24 protein-coding genes, 1 tRNA gene and 1 pseudogene are annotated in these 24198 nt (G+C 64.2%); 8 read left to right on the forward strand and 18 right to left on the reverse strand.

Annotation, left to right across the window (positions count from 1 at the left end; translation table 11 throughout):
* Nucleotides 1-163 precede the first annotated feature (163 nt).
* Both BFL28_RS01335 and BFL28_RS01340 read right to left on the reverse strand, forming a co-directional pair.
* Nucleotides 164-649 carry a GNAT family N-acetyltransferase gene (locus BFL28_RS01335; RefSeq protein ID WP_069318837.1) on the reverse strand — a complete coding sequence of 162 codons (486 nt, stop codon included), beginning with the start codon at nt 647-649 and terminating at the stop codon, nt 164-166.
* Nucleotides 650-771: 122 nt separating this feature from the next.
* On the reverse strand, nt 772-1071 hold the full coding sequence (locus tag BFL28_RS01340; RefSeq protein WP_069318838.1) for a DUF736 domain-containing protein: 300 nt from the start codon (nt 1069-1071) through the stop codon (nt 772-774).
* A 107-nt stretch (nt 1072-1178) separates the two neighbouring features.
* Between BFL28_RS01340 and BFL28_RS01345 the strand changes: the two genes are divergently transcribed.
* Complete coding sequence (locus BFL28_RS01345) at nt 1179-2255, forward strand: TIGR02391 family protein (RefSeq protein WP_241527175.1); 1077 nt, start codon at nt 1179-1181, stop codon at nt 2253-2255.
* 5 nt (nt 2256-2260) lie between these two features.
* Here BFL28_RS01345 and BFL28_RS01350 read toward each other — a convergent pair whose 3' ends face one another.
* Nucleotides 2261-3997 (reverse strand): retron Ec67 family RNA-directed DNA polymerase/endonuclease, encoded by a 1737-nt coding sequence (locus BFL28_RS01350; protein WP_069318839.1) that lies wholly within the window; start codon nt 3995-3997, stop codon nt 2261-2263.
* 328 nt (nt 3998-4325) lie between these two features.
* Nucleotides 4326-6401, reverse strand: a complete 2076-nt coding sequence (locus BFL28_RS01355) for a ParB/RepB/Spo0J family partition protein (protein WP_069318840.1) — start codon at nt 6399-6401, stop codon at nt 4326-4328.
* A gap of 411 nt (nt 6402-6812) precedes the next feature.
* Between BFL28_RS01355 and BFL28_RS01360 the strand changes: the two genes are divergently transcribed.
* Nucleotides 6813-7757 (forward strand): AlbA family DNA-binding domain-containing protein, encoded by a 945-nt coding sequence (locus BFL28_RS01360; RefSeq protein ID WP_069318841.1) that lies wholly within the window; start codon nt 6813-6815, stop codon nt 7755-7757.
* Entirely contained in the window at nt 7745-7933 is a 189-nt protein-coding gene (locus BFL28_RS01365) for a hypothetical protein (RefSeq protein WP_069318842.1), read from the forward strand. Before BFL28_RS01360 ends, BFL28_RS01365 begins: the two co-directional genes overlap by 13 nt.
* Before the next feature lie 5 nt (nt 7934-7938).
* Here BFL28_RS01365 and qatD read toward each other — a convergent pair whose 3' ends face one another.
* From qatD to qatA, 4 genes are read right to left on the reverse strand one after another with little or no spacing between them, the layout of a single operon-like run.
* Nucleotides 7939-8691: a Qat anti-phage system TatD family nuclease QatD gene (gene qatD / locus BFL28_RS01370; RefSeq protein WP_069318843.1), complete on the reverse strand. Its 753-nt coding sequence runs from the start codon at nt 8689-8691 to the stop codon at nt 7939-7941.
* A gap of 8 nt (nt 8692-8699) precedes the next feature.
* On the reverse strand, nt 8700-10049 hold the full coding sequence (gene qatC, locus BFL28_RS01375; protein WP_069318844.1) for a Qat anti-phage system QueC-like protein QatC: 1350 nt from the start codon (nt 10047-10049) through the stop codon (nt 8700-8702).
* Nucleotides 10046-11005, reverse strand: coding sequence for a Qat anti-phage system associated protein QatB (qatB, locus tag BFL28_RS21760; RefSeq protein WP_338152229.1), 960 nt, complete (start codon nt 11003-11005; stop codon nt 10046-10048). The genes qatC and qatB overlap by 4 nt, the downstream gene beginning before the upstream one ends.
* Nucleotides 10930-12948 (reverse strand): Qat anti-phage system ATPase QatA, encoded by a 2019-nt coding sequence (qatA, locus tag BFL28_RS01385; RefSeq protein ID WP_241527176.1) that lies wholly within the window; start codon nt 12946-12948, stop codon nt 10930-10932. Before qatA ends, qatB begins: the two co-directional genes overlap by 76 nt.
* Before the next feature lie 199 nt (nt 12949-13147).
* Between qatA and BFL28_RS01390 the strand changes: the two genes are divergently transcribed.
* The 3 genes and pseudogenes from BFL28_RS01390 to BFL28_RS21370 form a co-directional block, all read left to right on the forward strand.
* Nucleotides 13148-13474 carry a type II toxin-antitoxin system PrlF family antitoxin gene (locus BFL28_RS01390; RefSeq protein ID WP_069318846.1) on the forward strand — a complete coding sequence of 109 codons (327 nt, stop codon included), beginning with the start codon at nt 13148-13150 and terminating at the stop codon, nt 13472-13474.
* Complete coding sequence (locus BFL28_RS01395) at nt 13474-13965, forward strand: type II toxin-antitoxin system YhaV family toxin (RefSeq protein WP_069318847.1); 492 nt, start codon at nt 13474-13476, stop codon at nt 13963-13965. The genes BFL28_RS01390 and BFL28_RS01395 overlap by 1 nt, the downstream gene beginning before the upstream one ends.
* Nucleotides 13966-14344: 379 nt before the next feature.
* A pseudogene (locus BFL28_RS21370) lies at nt 14345-15379 on the forward strand (recombinase family protein); the annotation flags it as partial.
* 111 nt (nt 15380-15490) lie between these two features.
* Here BFL28_RS21370 and BFL28_RS21375 read toward each other — a convergent pair.
* The 4 genes from BFL28_RS21375 to dapB form a co-directional block, all read right to left on the reverse strand.
* Entirely contained in the window at nt 15491-15706 is a 216-nt protein-coding gene (locus BFL28_RS21375) for a hypothetical protein (RefSeq protein WP_241527177.1), read from the reverse strand.
* A 249-nt stretch (nt 15707-15955) separates the two neighbouring features.
* Nucleotides 15956-16032 (reverse strand) — tRNA-Arg (locus BFL28_RS01405).
* Nucleotides 16033-16075: 43 nt separating this feature from the next.
* A complete protein-coding gene (nth, locus tag BFL28_RS01410; protein ID WP_069318848.1) occupies nt 16076-16750 on the reverse strand; it encodes an endonuclease III in 675 nt (224 codons plus the stop codon).
* On the reverse strand, nt 16747-17475 hold the full coding sequence (gene dapB / locus BFL28_RS01415) for a 4-hydroxy-tetrahydrodipicolinate reductase (protein WP_069318875.1): 729 nt from the start codon (nt 17473-17475) through the stop codon (nt 16747-16749). Before dapB ends, nth begins: the two co-directional genes overlap by 4 nt.
* Nucleotides 17476-17557: 82 nt before the next feature.
* On the opposite strand from dapB, the gene BFL28_RS01420 reads away from it, so the two are divergent.
* Complete coding sequence (locus BFL28_RS01420; RefSeq protein ID WP_069318849.1) at nt 17558-17908, forward strand: DUF2200 domain-containing protein; 351 nt, start codon at nt 17558-17560, stop codon at nt 17906-17908.
* A 45-nt stretch (nt 17909-17953) separates the two neighbouring features.
* A complete protein-coding gene (locus BFL28_RS01425) occupies nt 17954-18919 on the forward strand; it encodes a M20/M25/M40 family metallo-hydrolase (protein ID WP_069318850.1) in 966 nt (321 codons plus the stop codon).
* On the opposite strand, the gene rpoN is transcribed toward BFL28_RS01425, so the two are convergent.
* The 6 genes from rpoN to BFL28_RS01455 all read right to left on the reverse strand — a co-directional run bounded on the left by rpoN (nt 18916) and on the right by BFL28_RS01455 (nt 23955).
* Entirely contained in the window at nt 18916-20418 is a 1503-nt protein-coding gene (rpoN, locus tag BFL28_RS01430) for an RNA polymerase factor sigma-54 (protein ID WP_069318851.1), read from the reverse strand. The two genes, BFL28_RS01425 and rpoN, sit on opposite strands and share 4 nt — an antisense overlap.
* A gap of 3 nt (nt 20419-20421) precedes the next feature.
* The gene (gene lptB / locus BFL28_RS01435; protein ID WP_069318852.1) at nt 20422-21198 is read right to left on the reverse strand and encodes an LPS export ABC transporter ATP-binding protein; all 777 of its coding nucleotides are present in this window, start codon (nt 21196-21198) and stop codon (nt 20422-20424) included.
* Nucleotides 21199-21301: 103 nt separating this feature from the next.
* Nucleotides 21302-21856 (reverse strand): LptA/OstA family protein, encoded by a 555-nt coding sequence (locus BFL28_RS01440; RefSeq protein WP_079246860.1) that lies wholly within the window; start codon nt 21854-21856, stop codon nt 21302-21304.
* Between the two features lie 2 nt (nt 21857-21858).
* On the reverse strand, nt 21859-22500 hold the full coding sequence (gene lptC, locus BFL28_RS01445; protein ID WP_069318854.1) for an LPS export ABC transporter periplasmic protein LptC: 642 nt from the start codon (nt 22498-22500) through the stop codon (nt 21859-21861).
* Nucleotides 22501-22509: 9 nt separating this feature from the next.
* A complete protein-coding gene (locus BFL28_RS01450; protein ID WP_069318855.1) occupies nt 22510-23130 on the reverse strand; it encodes a ribonuclease D in 621 nt (206 codons plus the stop codon).
* 30 nt (nt 23131-23160) lie between these two features.
* Nucleotides 23161-23955, reverse strand: a complete 795-nt coding sequence (locus tag BFL28_RS01455; RefSeq protein WP_069318856.1) for a TerC family protein — start codon at nt 23953-23955, stop codon at nt 23161-23163.
* Nucleotides 23956-24198: the final 243 nt, after the last annotated feature.

Consider the following 24198-nt stretch of genomic DNA (forward strand, 5'->3'; position numbering starts at 1 on the left):
ACGGAACGCGCTCGCGCGTGAAGGAAGCTGGGCGGAAGCCGCTTGAAGTGCGCCAGGGGCAGAGCCCCAAGCACCGCGCCGCCCTTAGCCGCATAGAAGATAACGCGCGATGGGCCGCTTTACGCGATCCATCACATCATTGGTGGAAACCGCTTTGCGGGTTCTATCTACTGGATCGAACAAACAGCGTGAGTTCGGCGCTGGGATCTTCGGCCGACACATAAGGGGTGCCGAGCGCCGTGAAACCGAGTTTGGGCAACATCCGTCTCATGGCTTCGGATTTCGTCGTCGCGTATAGTCCCTTTCCAGCCGCCGCATGGATCGCCGCCGCGACGAGCGCATGACCGCGCCCTTGCCGTTCGTAGGCATGATGGACATGGACCCACCCCAATTCGAACGGGTAGGCAGGGGCTTGACCCTCGACCTTAGCTTTACGGAAGACCTTTGGCGGATAGGTAACATTCGGCGTCTTGACTGCTGCGGTTCCGACCAATGACGCTCCCTCGCGCATTATGACAATGGCGACAGCCCGATCGACCAGATCGGGCAACGTGGCAGCATTCACTTCTCCCGCCTGTATGACGAACGCGATGAACTCATCCCTTGCGGCGACAGTCATATCCGCTGGTTTTACCGAGATCGCGTGCATCAAGACCTTCCCCTGTTCCGCCCGAGATGGAAGGCCGGTCGTCCAATAGCAAGCATAGGTCGAAAGCCGGCAAGACCGGCAGCGCCGTGATGCCCCGGCCAGTGGGCCGGGGCATTAGATGGTCAGCGCGACCAGATGAGCGCGTATTCGCCCGCGGTGTCCGTTTCGGACAACGTGGCGTAGATCGGAGCCGGGAAGCTCGGATCGTCCAGCTTGACCGAGATATAGTCGCGGCCTTCGCGGCTGGTCTTCTTCCAGGCGGCGCCGATGTCCATGTTGCCGGACTGGATGCGGAAGTCGGGGGACTTCTCGCCTTCCTTCTCGACCGGGCGAAGGGTCGCCTTGGTGTTGAGGGTGAGCGTCTTGATAACCCCGGTGAACTCGCCCTTGCTGTGGGCGGTGAAGGTGCCGATCGTAGCCATGTCGTATCTCCTGTCTGCTCGGGCCACGCTCATCGCGGCCTCGATGGCTCGGCGTCGGCCGGGGCACGATCGACCCCGCACCGCTTGCGGCCGGAACGCAGAGGAGGTTGGACGGCGGGCGGCTTTTTTGTTTCGCGATGCAAAGCCGAAGGCGGCGGAAAAAAGCCGAACGACGCCCTTGCGGGATGGCGATCGGCTTCGGTCAGACAAGCCATTGGGGAGGCCGCCGGGTGTTCGGCCCGGAAGGTAGGGAGTTTCTTATGACCGGCGATTATGCCGGCAACTCTGCCAACAGCCTTGCGCGATGTTCATCCTACGTTCCAAGGTGGTTTCCGATTCGACCAAAGGAGACCGCGGAGGTTCGCAAGGGGGAGAAGGAAAAGGTGGCGCAACTGTTTTCGCAGGATCAGCTCGAAGCCATTGCCGGCGCACTCGGCGACACGGATACGGGGCTCAAGGGGACCGAGATCGCGATGCTGTTTGCGACCTGTCAGATGACCGATCCAGGCGAGATGACCAAGCGGCACCGGATTTACAACGCCTTCGCCGCCAGCCAGAACGCCCGACAGGACCGCACGCGCATCCTCGGCTTCATCCGCCATGCGATGAGGCCGGCCCGCTACAGCCGCGAGCCGCATCGCTACGAGCCGATGCGCGCCAGTCTCAACCAGGCGCTCGCCTTCGCGGGCCTCGTGGTCAGCGAAGCCGGAAAGATCGAAACCGTCGAACAGGCGACGACGCTGCCGGAAGCACAGCGTCGCGCAAAAGAACTGCGCACCGATCTGGAGACGCGCGGCGTTCATCCCGATGTGCTGCGCTTCTGCCGCGCGGAACTGCTAGCCGACGACTATTTCCATGCGGTCCAGGAAGCGGTGAAAAGCGTCGCCGACAAGATGCGCGTCATGACGGGTTTGACCGACGATGGGGGAACGCTGGTGGACCGCGTGCTGGGCGGCGATCTGCCGATGCTGGCGATCAATCCGCGCGGCACGGCGAGCGAGCGTAGCGAGCAAAGCGGCTTCGCAAATCTGACCAAAGGCGTCTTCGGGATGTTCCGCAATCCGACCGCCCATGAAGCGCGCATCCACTGGCCAATGACCAAGACCGACGCCGAGGATCTTCTGACGCTCGTATCGCTCATCCATCGCCGGCTCGACGCCAGCCACATGCCCCCGCGCGCTTGATCGCATCACGGTGGTGGCGGATTGGCGGCGTAATCGTCGAGGGCTGCGACGATACGGTCGAGCAGGCTCGTGAATTTCGAGAAGTCGATCGTGTCCTTTTGCGGCTGCACGACCTTCTCGGCGAACCTAGCTTTCCCGTATTTTCCGGGTTCACCATGCTTCTTGTTAGGGTCGAACACTTTGCCGTCGATGACGGTCTTCAAAAGTGCAGGATCGAACGAGTCCTCAATGCAGCTTGTCCCTTTCGCGCCGATCTCCGGCGTTTTGATCAGATAGAGATTGGCGGCGAGCCGGTGGAACGGGTCCGTAGAAGTTCGCGAAATATTGGGAGCGCCGAAATTCTTGGCGACGCTGAATATGTCTTTGGCGCCATCGTCATTATCGATCAACACGATGATGGGGTTGGGCAAAGGCCGGTGCCGGTAGTGCTTGAGCGCGTCAGGATATTTCCGAATGAAGTGCAGGAGATCGCCCGCACCATTGCCGATCTGTAGGACGTCATGGACCGTGCTCGAAAAATTCATGAACTTGAGCGCGGGTTTGAACTTCCCCTTATCCATTGCGCCAAGCTGCGGATGGTACGCCGCGAGCTTCTCCATCGCAGCGCGCAGATAGACGGAGTCGGTCTTGCCTTCGGGGATGATGAGCGGTTTGGGTGCAACGACGAAATGTCGGTAGAACAGAAAGCGGATGTAGAGCTTCCGCGTTGCCGTCGCCTCTTTCTTCTTGTCGACAGAGGATCGCGTATCGACCTGATCGCGCACATGATAGACGTGGCCCAGCGTCCCTTGCAGCGGCGCAAGCGAGGTGGCCGGCTCCTGCACATCGGGATCGCCCGGCTTGCCGCCCGCCAGCGCGGCGGGGACCATGCGATAGTAGGTTCCGCTGTTGAACAGTGACCAGCACATCGCGCGCACCGTGCGGTAGTATTCCGGTCGGATATTTGGCTTCTCGTTGACGAGCAAACCGGTCGTGACCTGGCGTGACCCGCGATACTGCATCCGCGTCTTGGCCGGATTCACCTCGAAGCCAGCCTTGTCGATCTCCTTCAGCAGCGCTGCGCCCAGCGTCCAGTCATGCTCTGATCCCGGTATCGGGACGGCGACCTCTGCCGGGAGCGCCTTGGCGTTCGTGGAGAAGGTGATGTCGTCGGCATAGCGCGAGTAGGTGCATTTCTGCGCCTTGGCGAAGCGAACGAGCCGAATGTCCAGGAGGTGTCCGACGATATTGGAAATGACCGGCGAACAGGGGCTGCCTTGGGGAAGGACGTGGTCGTGGCAGGCAATCTGCGCGATGAGGGTCGCAACCTTGGGATCGAGACCGAAGCGCTTGTCCTTGATGAACATGCCGCGCACGCGACCGAAGTTGATCGACGGGAAGAAGTCCTTGAGATCGAGATTCAGCACATATCGCTGTCGCCTGTGGACAGCGGCGTTCGTCACGATGGACAGATGCTTGGCAAAGCCATGCGAGAGCGGCCGTCGTGGCGCGCCTGCCTTGTCGATGTCGGCCAGCGCCAGGTAGAGGACGTTGGCGAGCCGCCGTTGCAGGAGCTTGAGTTTGGGCGTGGGGGCGAGAATCGGCCTCGGATTCCCGTTGCGCTTGGGAATAGTGAACGCGGTGTATTTCTGCGCGTCGGGAAGATGATAAAGCAGATAAGCAAGCGCTGCGGGCTTGTAGCCCAGGATCGCTGCTAGGTCATCGAGCGACTTCGCCGCTTGCAGTTTCGCCAGACTTGACACCCCACCCCCTTAATAGGCGGCTTACAGGCACTCCTATGCGTTCGATCGGATCGTCCGCTCAGCCGTAAAGCTGCAATAAGGGTAGATGGAAGCATCACTGCCTAACATCGGTGTCTTATATCGCGATGCGCGATAACAACTCTGCCTGTAAGCCTGCGGCGGTTCTTGTCCAAATTACCCAAAACTTCAAGGGATGATCCGCGAGCCGGGCAGTGCCCGGCGAGCGCTGAAATCAAACGAAGCGACCGCGCTCGGCGAGGAGCGGTCGCGATTCTGGCAGGCGGTAAAGGAAGGCCGGGACCGCTGGCGCGGCCCCGGCCCGATGCCGCTATTCGGCGGCGACGGCGTAGGAGGCTTCGCCGTCCTCCGCTCCGGTATCGGGGGCCTCCGCTCCGGACGGCTGCTCCACGGTCTCGGCATCCTCGGCCTCGACGGGTGCGGGCTGCTCCGCCTCCGGCTCGGGGGTCCGCAGGATCGCGGGCAACCATCCGGTCCCGGCCAGAAGCTGCTCGGCGGCCTGCGCCATGTCCGGCTTCTTCATGTCCGCGATACGGCGGGCGGCGTCCTCCGACACGCCTTCGGCGACGGCCTCGACGATATGCGCCTTGGTGACGCGGCCAAGGTAGCTGTCCACGGTCGGCGTCCAGTCCTTCGCCACGTCCAGCGCCAGCGCGCTCGCCAGCCGGTCGGCGGTTTGCAGCGAGCGGGGCTTGCGGTCCCACGGCAGACGCAGGGCATTGACGGTGCGGGACGCACAATGCGCCAGCAGCGCCAGCCGCTTCTCGTCGTCCAGCCCGACGATGAAGCCCCACAGGTCGGCCACGTCACGCGGCATCCGCTCGGCCCACGCCTCGCGCGCCTCGTTCGCCTTGGCGGCAAGCGGCGTGTCCTCGATCCCGTCCGCGTGGCTGCCAAGCGGCGTCACGGTCGGACGAACCTCAAGGCAACCGGCCTCAGCGTAGCTGTAAAACAACTGCGCCGTGAGCGTGTGGATCAGGGCGATCAGCGCTAGATCGGGCCGCTCGCCAAGCGCCACGCGAAGGGCCAGCGTCCGATGGGCGGACAGGTCGCGGGTGAGGCTGTCGGAAATCGGCTTGCCCGGTTCCTCGTCCTCTTCCTCGATTTCCTGCACTTCCTCGTCGCCGTCCTCGGCTTGCTCGTCCTCCACGGCCTCCGGGTCGAAGGCTTCGCCTTCGTCCTCGGGCTGCGGATCGGCCAGCGCCTCGTCCTCGGGACGGACGAAACCGCGCTCGATCCTGACCGTGCCGTCATGGTGCAGCACCACGAACACGCCGCCATGCGCGATCACATTGGCGTCGTAGGCGTGACGCTTGGCCGAAATGGCGTCGATCTCGTCGGAAATCGCCTCCAGCTTCTCGGCCACGTCCTCGGGCATCTCGTCATAGGACGAATAGCCCTCGGCAAGCTCGTCATGCTCGGTGGACAGCGCTTCCAGCCGCGCCTCGTCCTCATCCGACAGGGCGATGGTCTGCGGATAGAAGCGCCGCATCCCGTGGGCGTGGGGATAGTCGATATGCGCCTCGGCCCATTTCCAGCCCTCGGCCTGCACGGCCCCGGCGATCTCGCGCAACTTCTCGGCGGCGAGCATGTCGAGCAAGCCCGCATCCTCGAAGAACCCGCCTCGATCCTCGCTGAACAGGTCACGGATGATATTGCCGCCCGCCTCGACATAGGCGTCGGCACCGACGAACACCGCGCGCCGGTCGGTCGCCGGAACATTGCTCGCGGTCATGTCGCGCCGGATGATCCACGGCTCGCGGTTGTGATGCAGCCCCTCGAACACCTGCTCCTGACGGGCATGGTCCTCGGTGATGGCGAAGGCCATAAGCTGGTCCAGCGTAAGTCCGTCCTCCCGATAGACCTGCAACAGCTTCGGGCTGACAGCCCCCAAGCGAAGCCGCTGCTTCACCGCGCCCGCCGACACGCCGAACCGCGCGCCGATCTCCTGCGCCCCCCAACCCTTGTCGTTGGAAAGCTCCGCGAACCGCTCGAACTGGTCGGCGGGGTGCATGGGCGTCCGGGTCACGTTCTCGTCCAGACTGATCTCGGCGGGATCGTTCAGCGTATCCAGCCAGCAGCGCACCGGCTCGGATTTCTTGATCTGCTTGCGCTTGGCGCGCAGCAGCATCGCCAGCCTGCGGCCCTCGCCAGCGGTAACGAGGTAATATCCGGTCGGCGTCCCGTCCTCCTTGGCTTCCGGCTCAATGACAAGGTTCTGGATCAGCCCCTTGTGCTGGATGGAAGCGGCCAGCGCCTCGATAGCGGCTTCCCCATGCGGCACCTTGCGGGCATTGCGCGGGGACTTCTTGAGCTTGGCGAGCGGCACGAAAATCTCGACGCCCGACACAGGCTCGGCGGCGACGGTTTCGGTAACAGCGTTCATCACACTTCTCCTTCAAACCGCACTCACCCCGGAATGGGGTGGGCGGCGAAGGAGCGGACCGGCAGGCCCGCCGGCGGAGCCGGGCAGCACCCGTAGGGCCGGAACGCAGAGGAGGTAAGCGCGCCTGCGCGCGTTGCGGACCGGCGCGGCGGGCCTAAAGGGAAGCGTCGCCCACCCCACCGACGGGGAGAGCTACAACAATGCGATCGGGCCGGTGTAGCCCTGGCCCGATCTCCATAGATGCTAAGAAGCGCAAATCCGTGGACACGGATTTACGTATCGGCGTGGAGACGCCGAGCGGGGCGTTGCGGGGTGTCCCCGCTTGAAGGGGTCTGGTGAGACTTCGGGCTCACCAGTAGGGGAAGACGTTCCCCCTTTTCAGTCCTCGCTGTCCTCGTGATAAGCGACGACATGATTGACAAGCCACTCGACCAGATCGGAGTCGCAGACCTCGAAGCCTTAGTGACCTACGGCCGGTCTGAAGGCCGCAGCTTGGACTTCAAGCTGATCTTTCCAGGCGCGGGCGAGAAGGCTGTGAAGGACTTCCTCGCCGACGTGAGCGCCTTCGCCAACACGGACGGCGGGGATATGGTCATCGGAGTGCGGGAAGACGGCAACGGTGTCGCGGCCGAGATCGTTGGTATCTCCGCCGCGACGTTGGATACCGATCTGCTGCGGATTGAGGATCAATTGCGAAACTGCATCGATCCGCGCATTCCGCAGTTCCGGGTGCAGACGATCACACTGGCGAGTGGGGCGGCCGTCCTCGTGATGCGCGTCGGCGCCAGCACCGTCGCCCCGCATCGCGTCACCTACAATAAGAGCAGCCGTTTCTACGGTCGGAATAGTCGGGGGAATTACGAGATGGGCACCGGCGAGCTGCGGCAGGCGTTCGCCGCCTCGGATGAGATGCCACGCAAGATTCGGGATCTCCATCATCGGGCCGTCGAGGCGACGACCGGGAAGGACATGCCGTGCCGCCTCGCCGAAGTCCCGGCCGCCGTTCTGACCGTCGCTCCCATGTCGGTTCTGCGCGAGGCGCGGGACATCCGCGTGACCCGCGAGACGGCGGTTCTGCCGCCGCGCGTCAGTGGCGGCATAGACATGGTGATCGGTCTGGACGGCTTGGTCGTCCACTCGCCGATCGACCAGGACAGCAATGCCGTGCGCACATGGTCGGTCAATCACCGGCGCGGCTATGTGGATTTCGCCTGGGCGATTGGACGGACCAAGGATGGCCAGAAGATCATCTGGCGGAAGTATTTTGATGAGCAGGTGATCGGGGCGGCGCGCAGCGCGGTCGCACGTCTGAGAAGTTTTGGCATCGAAGGCCTTGGGTCGCGATGGCGACGTTGACCGGCATACGAGACTACAGGGTTATCACCGGCGACGATTATTTCACGGATGCGGCATGGCAAGACCCGGCCTATCTGGGCGAGGTCGTTGATGACACGCTTGGTCCGGAGAGCTTGCAGCCCTTCATTGACGGATTCTGGCGCTTGTTCGGGATCGACGAGGCGCCCCGCTCCTAACGAGCCTAGCTTTGCTCAGCGAGCAGGCTTTTCAGATTCCGCATGATCGTGGCGGACATATCTGCTGGCGTCAGTCCGTGCAGACGCGCCAAGCCTTCCACAGCGATCCAGACATCGCTCGGCGTGGCAGGACGGGCGTCCGTCTGGGTGAACGGCCCATCTGTTTCCGTTAGAACGCGATCCAAGGGCAGCGCCTTGGTTATCGCCGTGCGCTTTTCATTAACGAGCATCTCCGCGTTCACCGAAAAATAGCAGCCGAGATCGACCGCTCTCTTGGCCTCTGCTGCGGTGCCGGTGAACCAATGGAGCACCACGCGCCCGCGCGGGGGCGGCATGTATTGCTCGATCATATCGAGCACGGCTTTGGTCGCGCGGACGCTATGCGTCGTGACGATCTTGTTTCCCGCCGCCGCGCAGAGCGACAGCACCCGAGCGAAAATCTTCTTCTGCGTCTCGAACGACTTGTAGAAGCGTGGGCCAGCGTCCAGCCCGACCTCGCCGACATAGCGCGTTCGCGGTAGCAATTCCTCCCATAGTCCGATCTCATGAGCGCGGTCGGCGACCAGTTGAGGATGCAGGCCGAGAGCCGCTCGGACATGACGGGTGGCAGACGCCAGTTCGTGATTGCGCGGCCAAGCCTTGGGCGTGGTGGTCACGGTGAGGGTGAACACGCCATCGCGCTCGCAACGCTCCACCGCGGCCGCGTGGTCGGGGTAGAGATCGAGGTGGCAATGAAAATCGACGAGACCCGATCGCATGGGGCCTCTTACGACGGTGCGGCGCGAACGCCAGTCAGCAAGCGCCCAACCTCCTCCAATCCGCGGCGATAGACTTCGGCCAAGTCATCGTGGCGGGAGGGATCATCATAGAGAGGCCCCGGCTTGTGGATGAGGGCCTTTGCGAGTTCCGGGCGCTTCGATAGCCGCGCGATCGCGATCTGGAAGGATCGGACCTGCTGACCTTCGGCCTGCCTGGTGTCCAATGTGGCAGCCTTCAGGTCGGGCACCCCGTAAACTGTCGCATCCTTGCCTCGCAGAGAGGCCCGCCGAATGAGACATGGCAGACAGTATCCGCAGTGTCCTTGTGGCTTCTTGGTCCAGCGCCCCTTCGTCGGCGATGAACACGATAGCGACAGAGGGGCGAGCTGCTTCAACAAGGCAGGATTGGCGCACTCGGCGACCATTTCCCCCTTGGTCTTGTGCCAATAGGGATTTTCGACCTCGCCTCCCACACCGAGCGCGCCGAGCAATTCGTTCCACCGAGCTATGTAGAAAGGATGCGTCGTTCGGGTGCTGAGCGCGCCGAGCCTAAGTCGATCGAGCGGCACATTGAGCGCGATCAAGCCGTTTTCCGGAACCTTGAGCACGAAGTCGCGGCCGAGCGCGGTCCCGGCGGCGACGCCCAGCGAGAAGAACAGGAAGGATCGGCCGCGCGTGGTGTCCTCCGACCCGACATCCTCGACCAGCCCGGTGTCAAAGCTCATCCACACCCGCAATCGATCGAAGGCGGATGCTTTATGGGCGGCTTTCAAACCATCGAAGCACTGCTCCTGCGACTTGCTCACCAGTCCTTCGCCGGCGTGGCTGACCAGAAGCGGCGTCTCGCCGGCGTTCAGGCTGTCGATCGCGCCGATCAAGCTGTCCAAACCGCCGGAGAACAGACTCACGCGATCGAACGGGGCGGGAATGAGAGTGGGCGCGGCAGGAGAAACCAGCTTCGCGTATCCCTTCGTCCGCTTGCGGAATCCAACACCCCATCTGTCGCCGGTCAGGAAGTTCAGGGCGCGGACCAGGATGGGCGCGGTGGCTGTCCATCGCACGGGATCGCTCACCGGGATGACCAGCCGAATCTCGCGCGTCCAGGCATCCTGCGATTCCGTCGAGCGGGAGATGCGGGTGTCCGCGGCATGAACATGGGCCGCGACTACGAGCATGTCCGCGCCGATCTCGCTCGGGGTCAGGTGCAGCGCCTTGAGATCGGCCAAGGCGCGGCCGATCCCATGATCGAGACGCTTGCCCGCCACCAACTGCAAGGTCGATGCGACCTCATCGCGCGCCTTGGGAACGCGGGTCTTATCGTCCTCGCCGAAACGGCCGATGATGACATGCCGCCTCATTTCGCTGCCTCCCCATCGCCCATCGTCTGCAACACGTCGAAGGCGGATTGATAGACGTTGGTCACGAAGCCCATCACCGCGTCAGGAGTCAGCGACTGTATGTTGACGCCCGCAGCGTTGATCGCGTCGCTGACACCGCGCTGGATGAAATCACGCAGTTGCGACTGAACCCTCTCGGCCGCGCGCGGGTCGGCAGGTAAGGTTACGACCTTGGTGCCGATGTCGTTGCAGATGCGCGCCTCGATCGCGTGCGTCGCGTATAGTTCGAAAACGGTCTGGATTTGACCGGGTGTCAGCGCGTCGATGTCGGTAATGCCCGCACCGGCGAGATCCGCGATGGTCTCGACGAAGGCGTCCCGCGCGATGCCCTCGTCGATCGACCCGCCTTCGGGGCAGATGTAATCTGCGAGTCCCGCGAACACTTCCTCGATCGGACGCCCGGCGAGGCTTTCGAGGTTGAGCGTTCGCAACGCTTCGCGCACGCCATTCGCGCTGGCGTCGTTGAGGAACCTGACCAGTCCGGCGCCCGCGCCCCGCGATGAGCCCATGCGCTGCGCGGCCTGGCGTGAGCCGCCCGCCGATTTGGACACATATTGCGAGACCGCGCGGCCGAGGCTCCTGCGGTCGCTTCCGCCCGAACTTGCGAAGCGCGTGAAATTGTTCCGGGCCGATGTGAACCGATCCGATGCCCCTGCCGGCGCGGTCGGCCGCGGCGCTGGTGCTGGAGGAACTGCTGGAGGCGATCCATCAGGTGACGGGGGTTGTGCCCCGTCGCCATCACCCGCGCCCGCACCGGCCCCGCCGTCACCGTCGCCCTGCAACCAACTCGGGATCAGCGGCGTGCCGCCACCTGCACCCCCATAAGCATTCGACGTTCCCATCAGCGCCCGCCTTTTCGAGTGCGAAGCGCGGCGCTGGCCGTCGTCTTCAGGAAGGAAGATTGGGACGTGGACCATCCCTGGAGTAGCTTCTCGAAGCGCGCCACGGCGTCAGAATCCTTGATGATTCCCTCCCAACCTGACGCGGGCCACGGTCCGCACCGATCGGCTGGCACGGCTTCGAGCAGGTCGAGAAGATTGGCTTGCAGTGTGGGATGGGCGCGAACCAGCACGGCGAGCCCATCAATGCCGGGCGGCGTCGTATCGAAGGCGTCGCCACCCATGACGCGCCCGCGCAACTCCTCGAAGACCTGCGCGGCCTCAGCCGGAACGAGCTGCTTGAGGTCGCCTTCGAACGCCTGGACAGCGAGTTTTGGGCCGAGCAGCTTCTCGACCACAGCGGCGAGACGGCCGAGGACGGAGGCCGCGCCGAAATAGTCCTTTCGATCCTTGGTCACGAACAGATAGGGGCGCAGATCGACTTCGGCCAAGGCCGGTGTCAGCCGCGCCCAGGCCCGTATCGCGTCGGCCGCCTTCCATTCCGTCAGGATGGCGCTGTCCTTGGAGTCCGGCACAGCGGTCGGCTTGGTGTCATCAGTGGAACTGATCTTCGGCCCGGCCCGCTTCGCTTTGGGGGCTGGCTTTTCCTCCGACGCGCCGGCTTCAAGCGCCGCCAAATCTACGCAGCGTCCGTCCGGATCGCGGGCAGCGGCGCTGGCGATCTGGTCGAACAATCTGGAGAGGAACCGTTCGGCCAGCATGAGCTTCGCCAGGACGGGCAGCTTCACCTCATCTCCGAAACCGCGGGCGAGCGCGGTCTGATGGCGCAGCAGCAGAGTGTTCAGGAAGCGCTTGATCTGCCGCGGATTGCCCTGAGTCCCACTGGCCAGGATCGGACCGATCTGATCGCTCAAGGTAAGCGCGTTCTGGACCTGGCCGGCTTTGTCGCCCAAAGCGGTCTTGACCGTCTGCGCATCGAGCCCGGCCGTTTGCCAAGGGCGTTTGAGCAATTCACGCGCGACGGTGATGAGCGCCGAGTAAGCGGGATCGTCCTCGCCCAGCTCGGCGCCGATGAGCAACAGGGTGACGTAGATACGGGTTTCGGTCTCGCCCAAAGCCGGAATCCGGAACGGGATCTGGATCAGCTTTTCGAGATAGTTCCGTGCATAGTCGCGGGGACCGGTCGTGTCCGGCAGCTCGGGGAAATGTTTGCGCACCGAATATTCGATCATCGCCTCGTCGGCCGCGACGATAAACGCGGTGCGGGCGGTGAAGACGAACAGACGGACGGCTTCGAGCGTTTCTATCGCCGTGTCCGGCAGGCAGCGGTCGAGATCGTCGATGAGGACGATCAGTTGCTTGACGCCGGCCTGCTTGAGCAGATCGTCAAAAGCTTTCCGGAACGCCTCGATCTCTTCCGGCACATTCTTCGACTCGCCGGGTTTCAGCAGTCCCTGCACACCGTCGATGGCTTTGTCGTAGTTCTCCTGCGTGGCGAGTTTCGAGGGATCGGCGAAAATACCCTTCAAGTTGCCGACCACCGCGCCGACCTGATCGGCCGTGGGGATGCCGGTGAACGCGGTGAAAGCGAGACCGCCCCCGTGCCGCGCGATTTTGAGCCAGTCGATCCGCCGGAAGATGTCTTTCGCGGCCATGCCGGCCTGGGTGAGCAATGGGCGCTTTTCAATAAGCCCGGTGACGATGCCCTCGATCAACGCGATCTTGGCGTCTTCGAATCCCTGAAAGCGCCAGCCGTTGAATTTGATGCAGAGCACGTCCTCATCAGAACTGAGGCCGTTCTCGATCATTTCGAGGATGCTGGACTTTCCCGCACCCCAGTCACCGTGAACGCCGATCGTCACGGCGCGCTCGGGCTTTTCGCGCAGCAGCTCGATGATGGTCTTGGCGATCGCCTCATTGTTGAGGAGATCGACCTTTGTCTCATTGTCAGTGAGAATCATCCCGCCCCCGTTTTCTTCCCGCGACTCGCAGCGGTTGTAATAATGCAGCCCCGCACGCAACACTGCCGGAAGAAATGAGGTTTCGCCATATGTTCTGCCGGACATTGGGCAAGTCCAACGAGAAGCAACCACGCAACTTCCTTTGCTATCGGACTGATTGAGCGGAATGGTCTGCCCAGTCGGACGTGATCCCGCCGAAAAGCCCACCTTGACAAAGTAATGGTTTTTCCTTACATTCTGCGCCCTGTAGGAGGTTGCTATGCCCGCGTTGCTCGAAGAAATCAGCACCATCACCGCCAAGGGTCAGACGACGATTCCGAAGTCCGTCCGCCAGGCGCTCGGTGTCGATTACGGCGGCAAGATCGCCTTTCGCGTCGATGAGCATGGCGTGTCGGTGCATCGCGCCGACGCCGAGCATGACGATCCGGCGATCGACAGCTTTCTGTCGTTCCTGGCCGAGGACATTAAACGCCGGCCCGAGGCGCTGAGCGCGCTGTCCCCCGCGCTCGCCGAACGCATCGCGGCGCTGACCGAGGGCGTTAAGGTCGATCTCGATGCGCCGATCGACGGCGATGTCGATCTCTGATGATGGTCGTCAACGGGTGGCAGCTTATTGCCCACCCTCTGTTTCTCGATCAATTCGAGAAGCTGGGGGCGGCTGTCGCGCGCCTGCGGGAGAAAGACCCGCGCGGCTGGCACAAATCAGCCAATGCGAAATTGCTGGCGGCGCTGCGCCAGCTCGTATTCGAGACCATTCCGCAAGATCCCACACGCCCGGAGTATCGGCAGGGTGGCACGCTGGGGGACGACCGCAAGCACTGGTTCCGGGCGAAGTTCGGCGGCGGCCGGTTCCGACTGTTCTTCCGCTACAGCACCAGTGCGAAGGTCATCGTCTTCGCCTGGGTGAACGACGAGACCACGTTACGCACCTATGGATCGAAGTCGGACGCCTATGCGGTGTTCCGCAAGATGCTCGACAAGGGCAATCCGCCCGACGATTGGACGGCGTTGCTGACGGCTGCGAACGAGTCGGAAGCGCGGGAGCGTCTGGAGGCAGCTTCGCCCGACCCGCCGTGAACCCCTATCTGCGCTACGCCCGGCCGGATCATTTGCACCCTGCGCGGTCGCGCGCCAACGTGGGCGGATGGCCCTGCCACGCAAACGTCGTCCCCGCCGCGCGCCCTGCGGCTGGTCGGAAGGTCTCGAAGACCTGCACGACTATATGCGCGCGCCGCCGCAGCGAGCCGCGTCCCGCGGGCGCGTCATCAAGGATAGCGGGCCGATCGTTGTCACGGACGACTGGCCCGAGCGGGTTCCGATCGGCGACGCAGAGCTGCGCGCGATCGAAGGCCATTTGCGCAAGGAGCTGGACGACCTGTTCGGACCCTTGCCGTGAGATAAGGAGGACCATGCCATGACCGACGCCGCCCTTCGCGTCGAGGAGACCCCGCCGGTCATGGCGACGGCCCGCGCCGCGCTCTATCTGCGCGTCTCCACCGGCCGGCAGGCCGAGAGCGACCTGTCGATTCCCGACCAGCGCCGCCAGATCGAAGGCTATTGCCTGTCGCGCGGCTGGGAAGTCGCGGCCGAGTTCGTCGAGCCGGGCAACACCGCGACCGATGATCGTCGCCCCGCTTTCCAGGCGATGATCGACGCCGCGATGGTCAAGCCGCCGACGTTCAACGTCATCCTCGTCCACAGCTTCTCGCGGTTCTTCCGCGACCAGTTCCAGTTCGAGTTCTACGTCCGCAAGCTGGCGAAGAACGGCGTGAAGCTCGTCTCGATCACTCAAGACCTGGGCGACGATCCGATGAGCATCATGATGCGCCAGATCATGACGCTGTTCGACGAGTATCAGTCGAAGGAGAACGGCAAGCACACGCTGCGCGCGATGAAGGAGAATGCCCGGCAAGGCTTCTGGAACGGCGCCCGCGCGCCGATCGGCTACCGCGTGGTCGCGGCCGGCGAGCGCGGCGCGAAGATCAAGAAGAAGCTGGAAATCGACCCGATCCAGGCCGAGACGGTGCGGCGCATCTACCGCATGGCGCTGAACGGCGTCGATAACAGGGGGCCAATGGGACTCAAGTCCATCGCCACTTGGCTCAACGAGAACAACATCCGCACCCGCGACGGCGGACGCTGGGGCTTGGGCGCGGTGCATCAAGTTCTCACTCGCACGACCTACATCGGCCAACACCGCTTCAACACCCGCGACCACAAGACGAGGACGCCCAAGCCCGAGGCCGAGCACGCCGTCATGGAAGTGCCCGCGATCGTCTCAGAAGCGGAGTTCGAGGCGGTCCAGCGCTCGCTCAAGGCGCGCAGCCCGAAGATGATGGCGCCGATGGCGGTGGGCGGCCCGACGCTGCTCACCGGCATCTGCTTCTGCGCGTGCTGCGGCGGCGCGATGACGCTGCGCACCGGCACCAGCAGCGTGGGGCGCGAGTATCGCTATTACACCTGCTCGACGAAGGCGCGGCAGGGCGCTACCGGCTGCCCCGGCATCACCGTGCCGATGGACCAGCTCAACAAGGCCGTAGTCGATCACCTCGAAGCGCGGCTGCTTGACCCGGCGCGGCTCGAAGTTCTGATGGATCAGATCCTAGAACGCCGCGACGAGTGGGTGAACCAGCGCCGCGAGCATGTGGCTGATCTTGAGCGGCGGGCGACCGAGGCGGAAGCGAAGCTCAAGCGGCTTTACGACGCGATCGAGAATGGCGTTATCGACGTAAGCGACCCGTCGCTCAAGGATCGCATCGCCGAGCTGACCGCGACGCGGGACCAGGCCAAGGGCGATGCCGAGCGCGCCGTGGCGCATATCGTAAGGATCGGCCCCGCGATCACGCCGGAAAGCCTGCGCGCCTTTGCGGTCGCCCTACGCAAGAAGCTGCGGAACGGCGACGGCACGTTCGCCCGCGATCAGGTGCGGGCGGTCGCACAGCGTGTGGAAGTCGTGAGCCGGAAAGAGGTTCGGATTCGCGGCCTGCGCAGCGAGTTGCTCCGAACGCTAACCGCCGCCTCTGGCGTAGAGGCGGCGGTGCTAGGCGTTCGTGCCTTTGAACCGAAATGGCGCACCCGAAGGGATTCGAACCCCTGGCCTCTGCCTTCGGAGGGCAGCGCTCTATCCAGCTGAGCTACGGGTGCGTGGGATGCAGCGCCTAGCAAAGCCTCCCGGGTTGCGCCAGCGCTAAACGGCAGCGGTGTCCGCGTTATTGCGTCGATTCTTTGGCGGCGGCGTCTTGAGCTTGTAACGGCAAAGGTCCGCGACGTTGCATCGCCAGCATTCGGGCGTGCGAGCCTTGCAGACATAGCGACCGTGCAGGATCAGCCAGTGATGCGCATGGACGCGAAAGGGCTGCGGGACCTTCTTCTCCAACTGCTTCTCGACCGCGAGCACCGTCTTGCCCGGCGCCAGGCCGGTTCGGTTGCCGACGCGGAAGATGTGCGTGTCGACCGCAAAGGTTTCCGCGCCGAACGCGACGTTCATCACGACATTGGCGGTCTTGCGCCCGACCCCGGGTAGCTGCTCCAGCGCGTCGCGGTCGGCCGGCACTTGCCCGCCATGCTGCGCGATCAGCGCCTCGCTCAGCGCGATGACGTTCTTTGCCTTGGTATTGAAAAGCCCGATCGTCTTGATGTGCTGCTTGAGGCCGTCTTCGCCCAGCGCGACCATCTTTTCGGGTGTGTCCACCTGCGCGAACAAGGCGCGCGTCGCCTTGTTAACCCCGGCATCGGTTGCCTGCGCCGACAGCACGACCGCGACGAGCAGCGTATAGTCGTTGATCGATTCAAGCTCGGTCTCGGGATGCGGATTGGCTTCGGCCAGCCGTCGGAAGAATTCGAAGACGCTGTCTCGCTTCAAAGGCCCAGCACCGCATCCATCGTGTAGCGTCCGGCAGGCTGCTTCGCGAGCCACAGCGCCGCCTTGACCGCGCCGCGCGCAAAGATCGCGCGATCCTGCGCCAGATGGTTGAGTTCGATTCGCTCGCCGGTGCCGGCGAACACCACATGGTGATCGCCCACGATGCTGCCGCCACGGATCGAGGCGAAGCCGATCGTACCTTCGGCACGCGCACCCGACAGGCCGGCGCGGTCCGACACGCGCACTTCAGCGAGCGGCACCTCGCGCCCTGCGGCCGCCGCTTCGCCGAGCATCAGCGCGGTGCCGGACGGGGCGTCGAGCTTGTGACGATGATGCGCCTCGAGGATTTCAATGTCCCAGTCCGGGCCGAGCCGCGCCGCCGCCTCGCGCACGAGCCGGGCCAGCAGCACCACGCCGAGCGAGGTGTTGCCCGTCTGCAGCACCGCGATATCACGCGCGGCCTGGTCGATCGCGGCATGATGCTGCGCGGTGAGGCCGGTGGTGCCGATCACGATCGGGGTGCCGGCCGTGCGCGCCGCGACCAGATGCGCCTCAAGCGCGCCGGCGGACGAAAAATCGACCAGCACGGTCGCGGCGTGTGCCACGGGTGCGGGATCGTCGGTCGCGTCGGCACCGCCGGCATAGCGCACGCCCTCGCTCGCCAGAATGTCCTGAATGGCCATGCCCATGCGGCCATGGCTGCCATAGATGCCGATGCTGCTCATGCGCGCTGCTTGACCGTGCTGCAGCGAATCCGCAACATGCGAATGCATATCCGTGATAAGTTGCGTCGACCAAGGAGGCGTCATGGCGGGCCATCGCATCTATTCGACCGGCGTCGCGAGCGTTTATCCGCTGTATGTCGCGAAGGCCGAGCGGAAGGGGCGCAGCAAGGCTGAGGTCGATGCAATCATCCATTGGCTCACCGGCTATGACGCGGCCGGGCTGGACCGGGTGTTGGCGGACAAGATCGATTTCACGGCGTTCTTCGAACAGGCGCCGGCGATGAATCCGGATCGCGCGCGGATCACGGGTAGCGTGTGCGGGGTGCGGGTCGAAGACGTGGAAGAGCCGCTGATGCGCGAGATCCGCTACCTCGACAAGCTGATCGACGAACTGGCCAAGGGCAAAGCGATGGAGAAGATCCTGCGCAGCTGAGCTTTTCGCTTGCGGCACGACCGCCGCTGCGCAACGCTTCGTTTCATGATCGCTCGCTTTCTCTTCCTCACTGGCGCTCCGCTGGCCGTCTTGTTCCTGCCCGCCGCGTCGGCGCAGCAGAAGCCGCAGGCCACGCTCGATGCGTCGGTGCAGCAGCAATTGCTTGAGGACGTCCGCATCCTGTCCGCCGACGACATGGTAGGGCGGCTGGCCGGCAGCGAGGGTGGTGCAAGGGCGCGCGCTTATCTTACCCGGCGATTGAAGGCGATCGGCGTCGAACCCGTCTATCCCACCTTCGAGCAGGCATTCGAAGCCAAGTCGCGGCAGGGCGAACCCTATAACGGCGTGAACCTGGTCGGGCGCATCCGGGGCGCTGGGAAGGGCGACCGCGTGCTCGTGATCGGCGCGCATTACGATCATCTCGGCACGCATGAGGGACAGATTTTCAACGGTGCGGACGACAATGCCTCAGGCGTCGCCGCGTTGCTCGCCATCGCGCAGACTTTCATGCGCGACAATCCGCAGCATGATGTGATCTTCGGGTTCTGGGATGCAGAGGAGCGGGGGATGCGTGGGGTGAGCGCGTTCCTCGACGCGCCGCCGGTGCCGCTGTCGCGCATGGTGATGAACCTCAACCTCGACATGCTGGGCCGCGGCGACAAGGGTGAGCTGTGGGTGGCCGGCACGAGCCATTATCCGTTTCTGCGGGCGCGGCTGGAAGGATTGGCCGCAACGGCGCCCGTGACGCTCAAGCTCGGCCATGACGCGCTGCCGTGGAAGGGCACCGACGACTGGACCGACGGCTCCGACCATCGCGAATTCCACCGCCGCAAGATCCCGTTCGCCTATTTCGGGGTTGAGGATCATCCGGACTATCACAAGCCGACCGACGACTTCGCCAAGATCCCGCAGGACTTCTACAAGGGCGCGGCGGCGACGGTGATCGATGCGGCGCGGTTGTTCGACCGCGATCTCGACGCGATTGCCGAAGCGGCCGGGCGAAGCCGCTAAGCCCCCTCCAGCGCCTTCTGCCGCCGGCGCTGGACCGAGCTGCCGATCCCCATGGCCTCACGATACTTCGCCACCGTGCGCCGGGCGATGTCGAAGCCCTTTGCATTGAGCAGTTCGACCAGCGTGTCGTCGGACAGGATCTTCTTCGCGTCCTCGGCCTGAATCAGCGCGCGGATCGCGCTCTTGACCGCTTCGGCCGAGACTGCGTCGCCGCCATCGGCCGACTGGATCGCCGAGGTGAAGAAATATTTGAGTTCGAATAGCCCGCGCGCGCAGTAGAGATACTTGTTGCTCGTCACGCGGCTGACCGTCGACTCGTGCATCTCGATCGCGTCGGCGACGTTGCGCAGCGTCAGCGGGCGCAGGTGCGATACGCCATGGCGGAAGAACGCTTCCTGCTGCTTCACGATCTCGCTCGCCACCTTGATGATCGTGCGCTGGCGCTGGTCGAGCGCTTTCACGAGCCAGTTGGCGCTGGCGAGCATGTCGCTGAGCCACGCCTTGCTCGACTTGTCTTGTGGCCCCGACGACACCTCGGCATAATAGGCGCGGTTGACCAGCACGCGGGGCAGGGTGGCGCTGTTGAGTTCCACCGCCCAGCCTTGCCCGCGTGGCGCGACGAAGATGTCGGGGGTGACGGCCGGCACCGGCTCGCCGCCATATTTGCAACCCGGCTTGGGGTCGTAATTGCGCAGTTCGCGGATCATGTCGGCCATGTCCTCGTCATCCACGCCGCAGATACGCTTCAAGCGCCCGAGTTCGCCGCGCGCCAGCAGGTCGAGGTTGGCGATCAGCGCCGCCATGCACGGATCATAGCGATCCGCCTCCTTGGCTTGCAGCGCGAGGCATTCGGCCAGGTCGCGCGCGCCGACGCCGGTCGGGTCGAAGGTCTGGATGATCGCCAGCACCGCCTCGACCCGCGCCAGCGGCACGCCCAGCCGCGTCGCCATGTCGAGCAGCGACGCCGTGAGGTAGCCGGTCTCGTCGATCTGATCGATGATGTGCTGCGCGATGAACAGGTCGGTCCCGCCGACCGTCGCACCGGCCTGAGCGAGTAGATGATCCGCCAGGCTGAGGTCGGGCGCCGAGAAGCTGTCGAAATCCGGCCCATCCTCGGCCGACCCGCCGCTGCCCGTTCCAGCGAGCCCGAGTCCGCCGTCGAGGCCGCCGATCGAATCCGACGGGCTGTCATGGTGGAACGTTTCGGTCGCAAGGTCGACGTCCAGTGCGGCCTCGCCGGTCGACGCACCGCTGTCGAGCAGTTCGCCGGCATCGGCGGGGCCGTCGCGTTCGACGACTGGCTCACGATCGGGCTCGGCCACCCCGCGCTCGTCATCGCCGGCACCAGCGTCGAGCAGCGGGTTCTTTTCCACTTCTTCGGCGATGAAGGTCTCGATCTCGAGATTCGACAACGCCAGCAGCTTGATCGCCTGCTGCAACTGCGGCGTCATCACCAGCGATTGCGACTGCCTTAAATCGAGGCGCGGCGCGAGCGACATGGTTTAGAGCGAGAAGCCCTCGCCCAGGTACAGCCGGCGCACATTCGCGTCGGCGACCAGATCCTCCGGCGACCCGGCAAACAGCACGCGGCCGTCATAGATGATCGAGGCGCGATCGACGATGTCCAACGTCTCGCGGACATTGTGGTCGGTGATGAGCACGCCGATGTTGCGCGTCTTCAGTTCCTTCACCAGATCGCGGATATCGGAGATCGAAATCGGATCGATACCCGCGAACGGCTCGTCCAGCAGCATGATCGAGGGATCGGCGGCGAGCGCGCGCGCAATCTCGGCGCGGCGGCGCTCACCACCCGACAGCGCCATCGCCGGCGCGTCGCGCAGCCGCGTCAGGCCGAACTCTCCCAGCAGCTGTTCGAGCCGGCGGGCGCGCGCATCCTTGTCCGGCTCAGACAATTCGAGCACGGCCGAGATGTTCTTGGCAACCGTCAGCCCGCGGAAGATCGAGGTTTCCTGTGGCAGATAGCCCAGGCCCAGGATCGCGCGGCGATACATGGGGAGGGGAGTGATATCGACCCCGTCCAGCATGATGCGGCCCGAATCCGGTTTTACGAGGCCCATGACCGAATAGAAGCAGGTCGTCTTGCCTGCGCCGTTGGGACCCAGCAGGCCCACGACCTCGCCCTTGCCGACCGATAGCGAAACATCGGACAGCACGACGCGCTTGTCATAGGACTTGGCGATCGAAATCACCGACAGGCCGTTGCCAGCCGCAAGGTCCGGCACCGCGCTCACGGGTTCAAGAGTATCGACGTCCGCCATATGCCTTCTCTGCTCGCACCCGACCGTTAGCGAATCCCTTTGCCCGCGTCACTTGGCAAGTTTCGTGCATGAACAACCCGACGAAGCGAGCGCTGCGTCGCGATCAGTCGCGCTTGGGCACCGTGAAGCGACCGGTGACGCGCCCGCCGGAACGCACCACGCTGCCGTCCGGCGCGCGGGTGGTGCCGACGCCGGACCCATCGATGCTCGCCCGACCGGTATCGAGGTTGATCGTCATCCGTCCGCCGCTCACCGTGTTGCCGCCCTGCGTCAGCGTCACGCCGCCCAGCATGGTGATGACGCGGCGTTTGATATCGTACACGCCATATTGCGCACGTGCGGTCTGGTCGGGCCGAGTCACCGTGACTCCGCCCGATGCATCGAATCGCGAGACCGAGGGCGACCCATCGATCACCTGCCCGGTGTAGCTCACCGTCACGCGCGCGGCGGTGAGCGTCATGTTCGCCTGCGTGATCCGGACCCCGCCTGACAGGATGGCACGGTTGGCGCGGTCCTGAAGCTCGATACTCTGCGCGGCGAAGTCGATCGGCGCGTTGGTATTATGGCGCGACTGACTCATCGCGGAGCCGGCGATACCGACCATGCCTGCTGTAGTGGCGAGTGCTGCGGTCGCGGCGATGAGGAGGGGGCGGGACATGATCACCTATTTGCGCGGTTGGGATCGATCCGCAAGCGGGCATTGCCCTCTATACGGACCGTCCGCTGGTCGAGATCGGCGGTCATCCGGTTGCCGCTGAACGTGCCGAGCGGCGTGCTGCCATCGACGTTGCCGGTTCCGGTAAGCCGGCGCGATTTGAGGTCCATCGTCGAATCGCGCGTATCGAGGCGATAGCCATCGCTGGTGCGGACCGCGAGCGGCCCGTCCACCGCCACCTGCTCGCTATCCATGTCATAGCGTCCGCGCTCTGCCCGCACCTGAGCCGGCCCGTCGCTCAGCCGGATGCCGGCGGTCAGGTCGCGCAACTGCACCACCGGCTCGGCCGAGCTCTTCTGCACCGCCGAGCCTGCCTGGAGCACGAAGGGCTGACCCTTGCCGTCCGATCCGCGATAGCGCGCCGCGTTGATGCGCATCCGCTCGCTTGCGACGTCGACCTTGTTCTTGTCGAGCACGAACGACACGTCGCCACCCATGAACAGCGGTGCCATGACGAGGAATGCGCCCAGCACGCCGATGCCGGCGGGAAGCACCAGCAACAAGGTGCGCACGAGATAGTCGTGGCTGCTGCCCGGCCGCGCCCAACGCTTGCGGCGCGATCGTTCCTGAAGCGCGATCTCGGACATCAGCTCAGCTCAGGCATGCGCAAAAATATCCACTTCCGGCCAGCCGGCGAGGTCGAGCGCCGCGCGGGTCGGGAGGAAATCGAAGCAGGCCTGCGCAAGTTCCATGCGCCCTTCACGCGCCAACCGGCGGTTCAGTTCCTCGCGCATGGCATGCAGGTAGCGCACGTCCGATGCGGCATAGTCCTTTTGCGCGTCGGACAGCTCGGGCGCGCCCCAGTCGGACGATTGCTGCTGCTTGGAGATTTCCTGCCCCAGCAATTCGCGCACCAGCTCCTTGAGGCCGTGCCGATCGGTATAGGTACGCACCAGCCGCGACGCGATCTTGGTGCAATAAACCGGCGCTGCGACCACCCCCAGATAATGCTGGATCGCGGCGACATCGAACCGGCCGAAATGGTAGAGCTTCACCCGCGAGCGATCGGCGAGCAGCGCCTTCAGGTTGGGCGCGGCATAATCGCTGCCCGGGTTGAACCGGACGAGATGTTCGTCCGGCCCGCCGTCCGACAGCTGGACCACGCACAGCCGGTCGCGCGGGGTGATGAGGCCCATCGTCTCGGTGTCGACGGCGATGTCGGCACCGGCCGCGAACAGATCGGCGGGGATGTCTTCTTCGTGCAGATAAACGGTCATGCGCCCGCCTAGCGACTTAAAGCTGAACGCTCAATGGTCGGTCGGCGGGGGCGCGTTCTTCGTCTGGCTCCGGCGTGAGGCCATATTAAGGATCTCGACCAGCGCGGAGAATGCCATCGCGGCGTAGATATAGCCCTTTGGCACGTGCACGCCGAACCCGTCGGCGATCAACACCGCGCCGATCATGAGGAGGAAGCCGAGCGCCAACATCACCACCGTGGGGTTGCGCTTGATGAAGTTGGCCAGCGGATCGGCGGCCACGAGCATCACGCCGACCGTCACCACGACCGCAGTGACCATGATCGCGATCTCGTCGGTCATGCCGACTGCGGTCAGGATCGAATCGATCGAGAACACCATGTCGAGCAGGATGATCTGGAAGATCGCCGACCCGAAATTCAGGCTGACCACCTGCTTCTTGTCGAGCACGGCATCGCTCGGCTCGGGCGTCATGGTGTGGTGGATTTCCTTGGTCGCCTTCCACACCAGGAACAGTCCGCCTGCGATGAGGATGATGTCGCGCCAGGAAAAGGCGGTCTCGAAACTCGGCGCGCCATGCGCGCCCGGCGCGCCTTGCAGGCCAAGATCGAACACCGGCGTGGTCAGCGATACGATGATCCAAATCATCGAGAGCAGCAGGATGCGCATGACCAGCGCCAGGCCGATGCCGATGCGCCGCGCCTTTTGCTGCTGATGCTCAGGCAGCTTGTTGGTCAGGATTGAGATGAAGATCAGGTTGTCGATGCCGAGCACGACTTCCATGATGATCAGCGTGATGAGGGCGGCCCAGGCGGCCGGGTCGGTCAGCAGTGCGGCAATGTCCATGCGGCGAAAATGCACCGGAGCCGTAACAGTTGCAATCAGCGGTGCAACATGCCCCAATCGCGACGAAATTGTTCGCACGGTGCCGCGAACTCGGTTATACCCTATTCTGTAGGCGTGTATTCCGAGCGCCTTGACGCCTGCGCCTTCGTCCAGCGCTCGGTGTTTCGAATGAAGTTGGACGACCGGGAAGACGAACAGGGCAATGAGTTTTGATCGAGGGCGCCGCGGGGATCGCGGCGGGCG

It is taken from the genome of Sphingomonas turrisvirgatae (assembly GCF_001721295.1).
Taxonomy (GTDB): Bacteria; Pseudomonadota; Alphaproteobacteria; order Sphingomonadales; family Sphingomonadaceae; genus Sphingomonas; species Sphingomonas turrisvirgatae.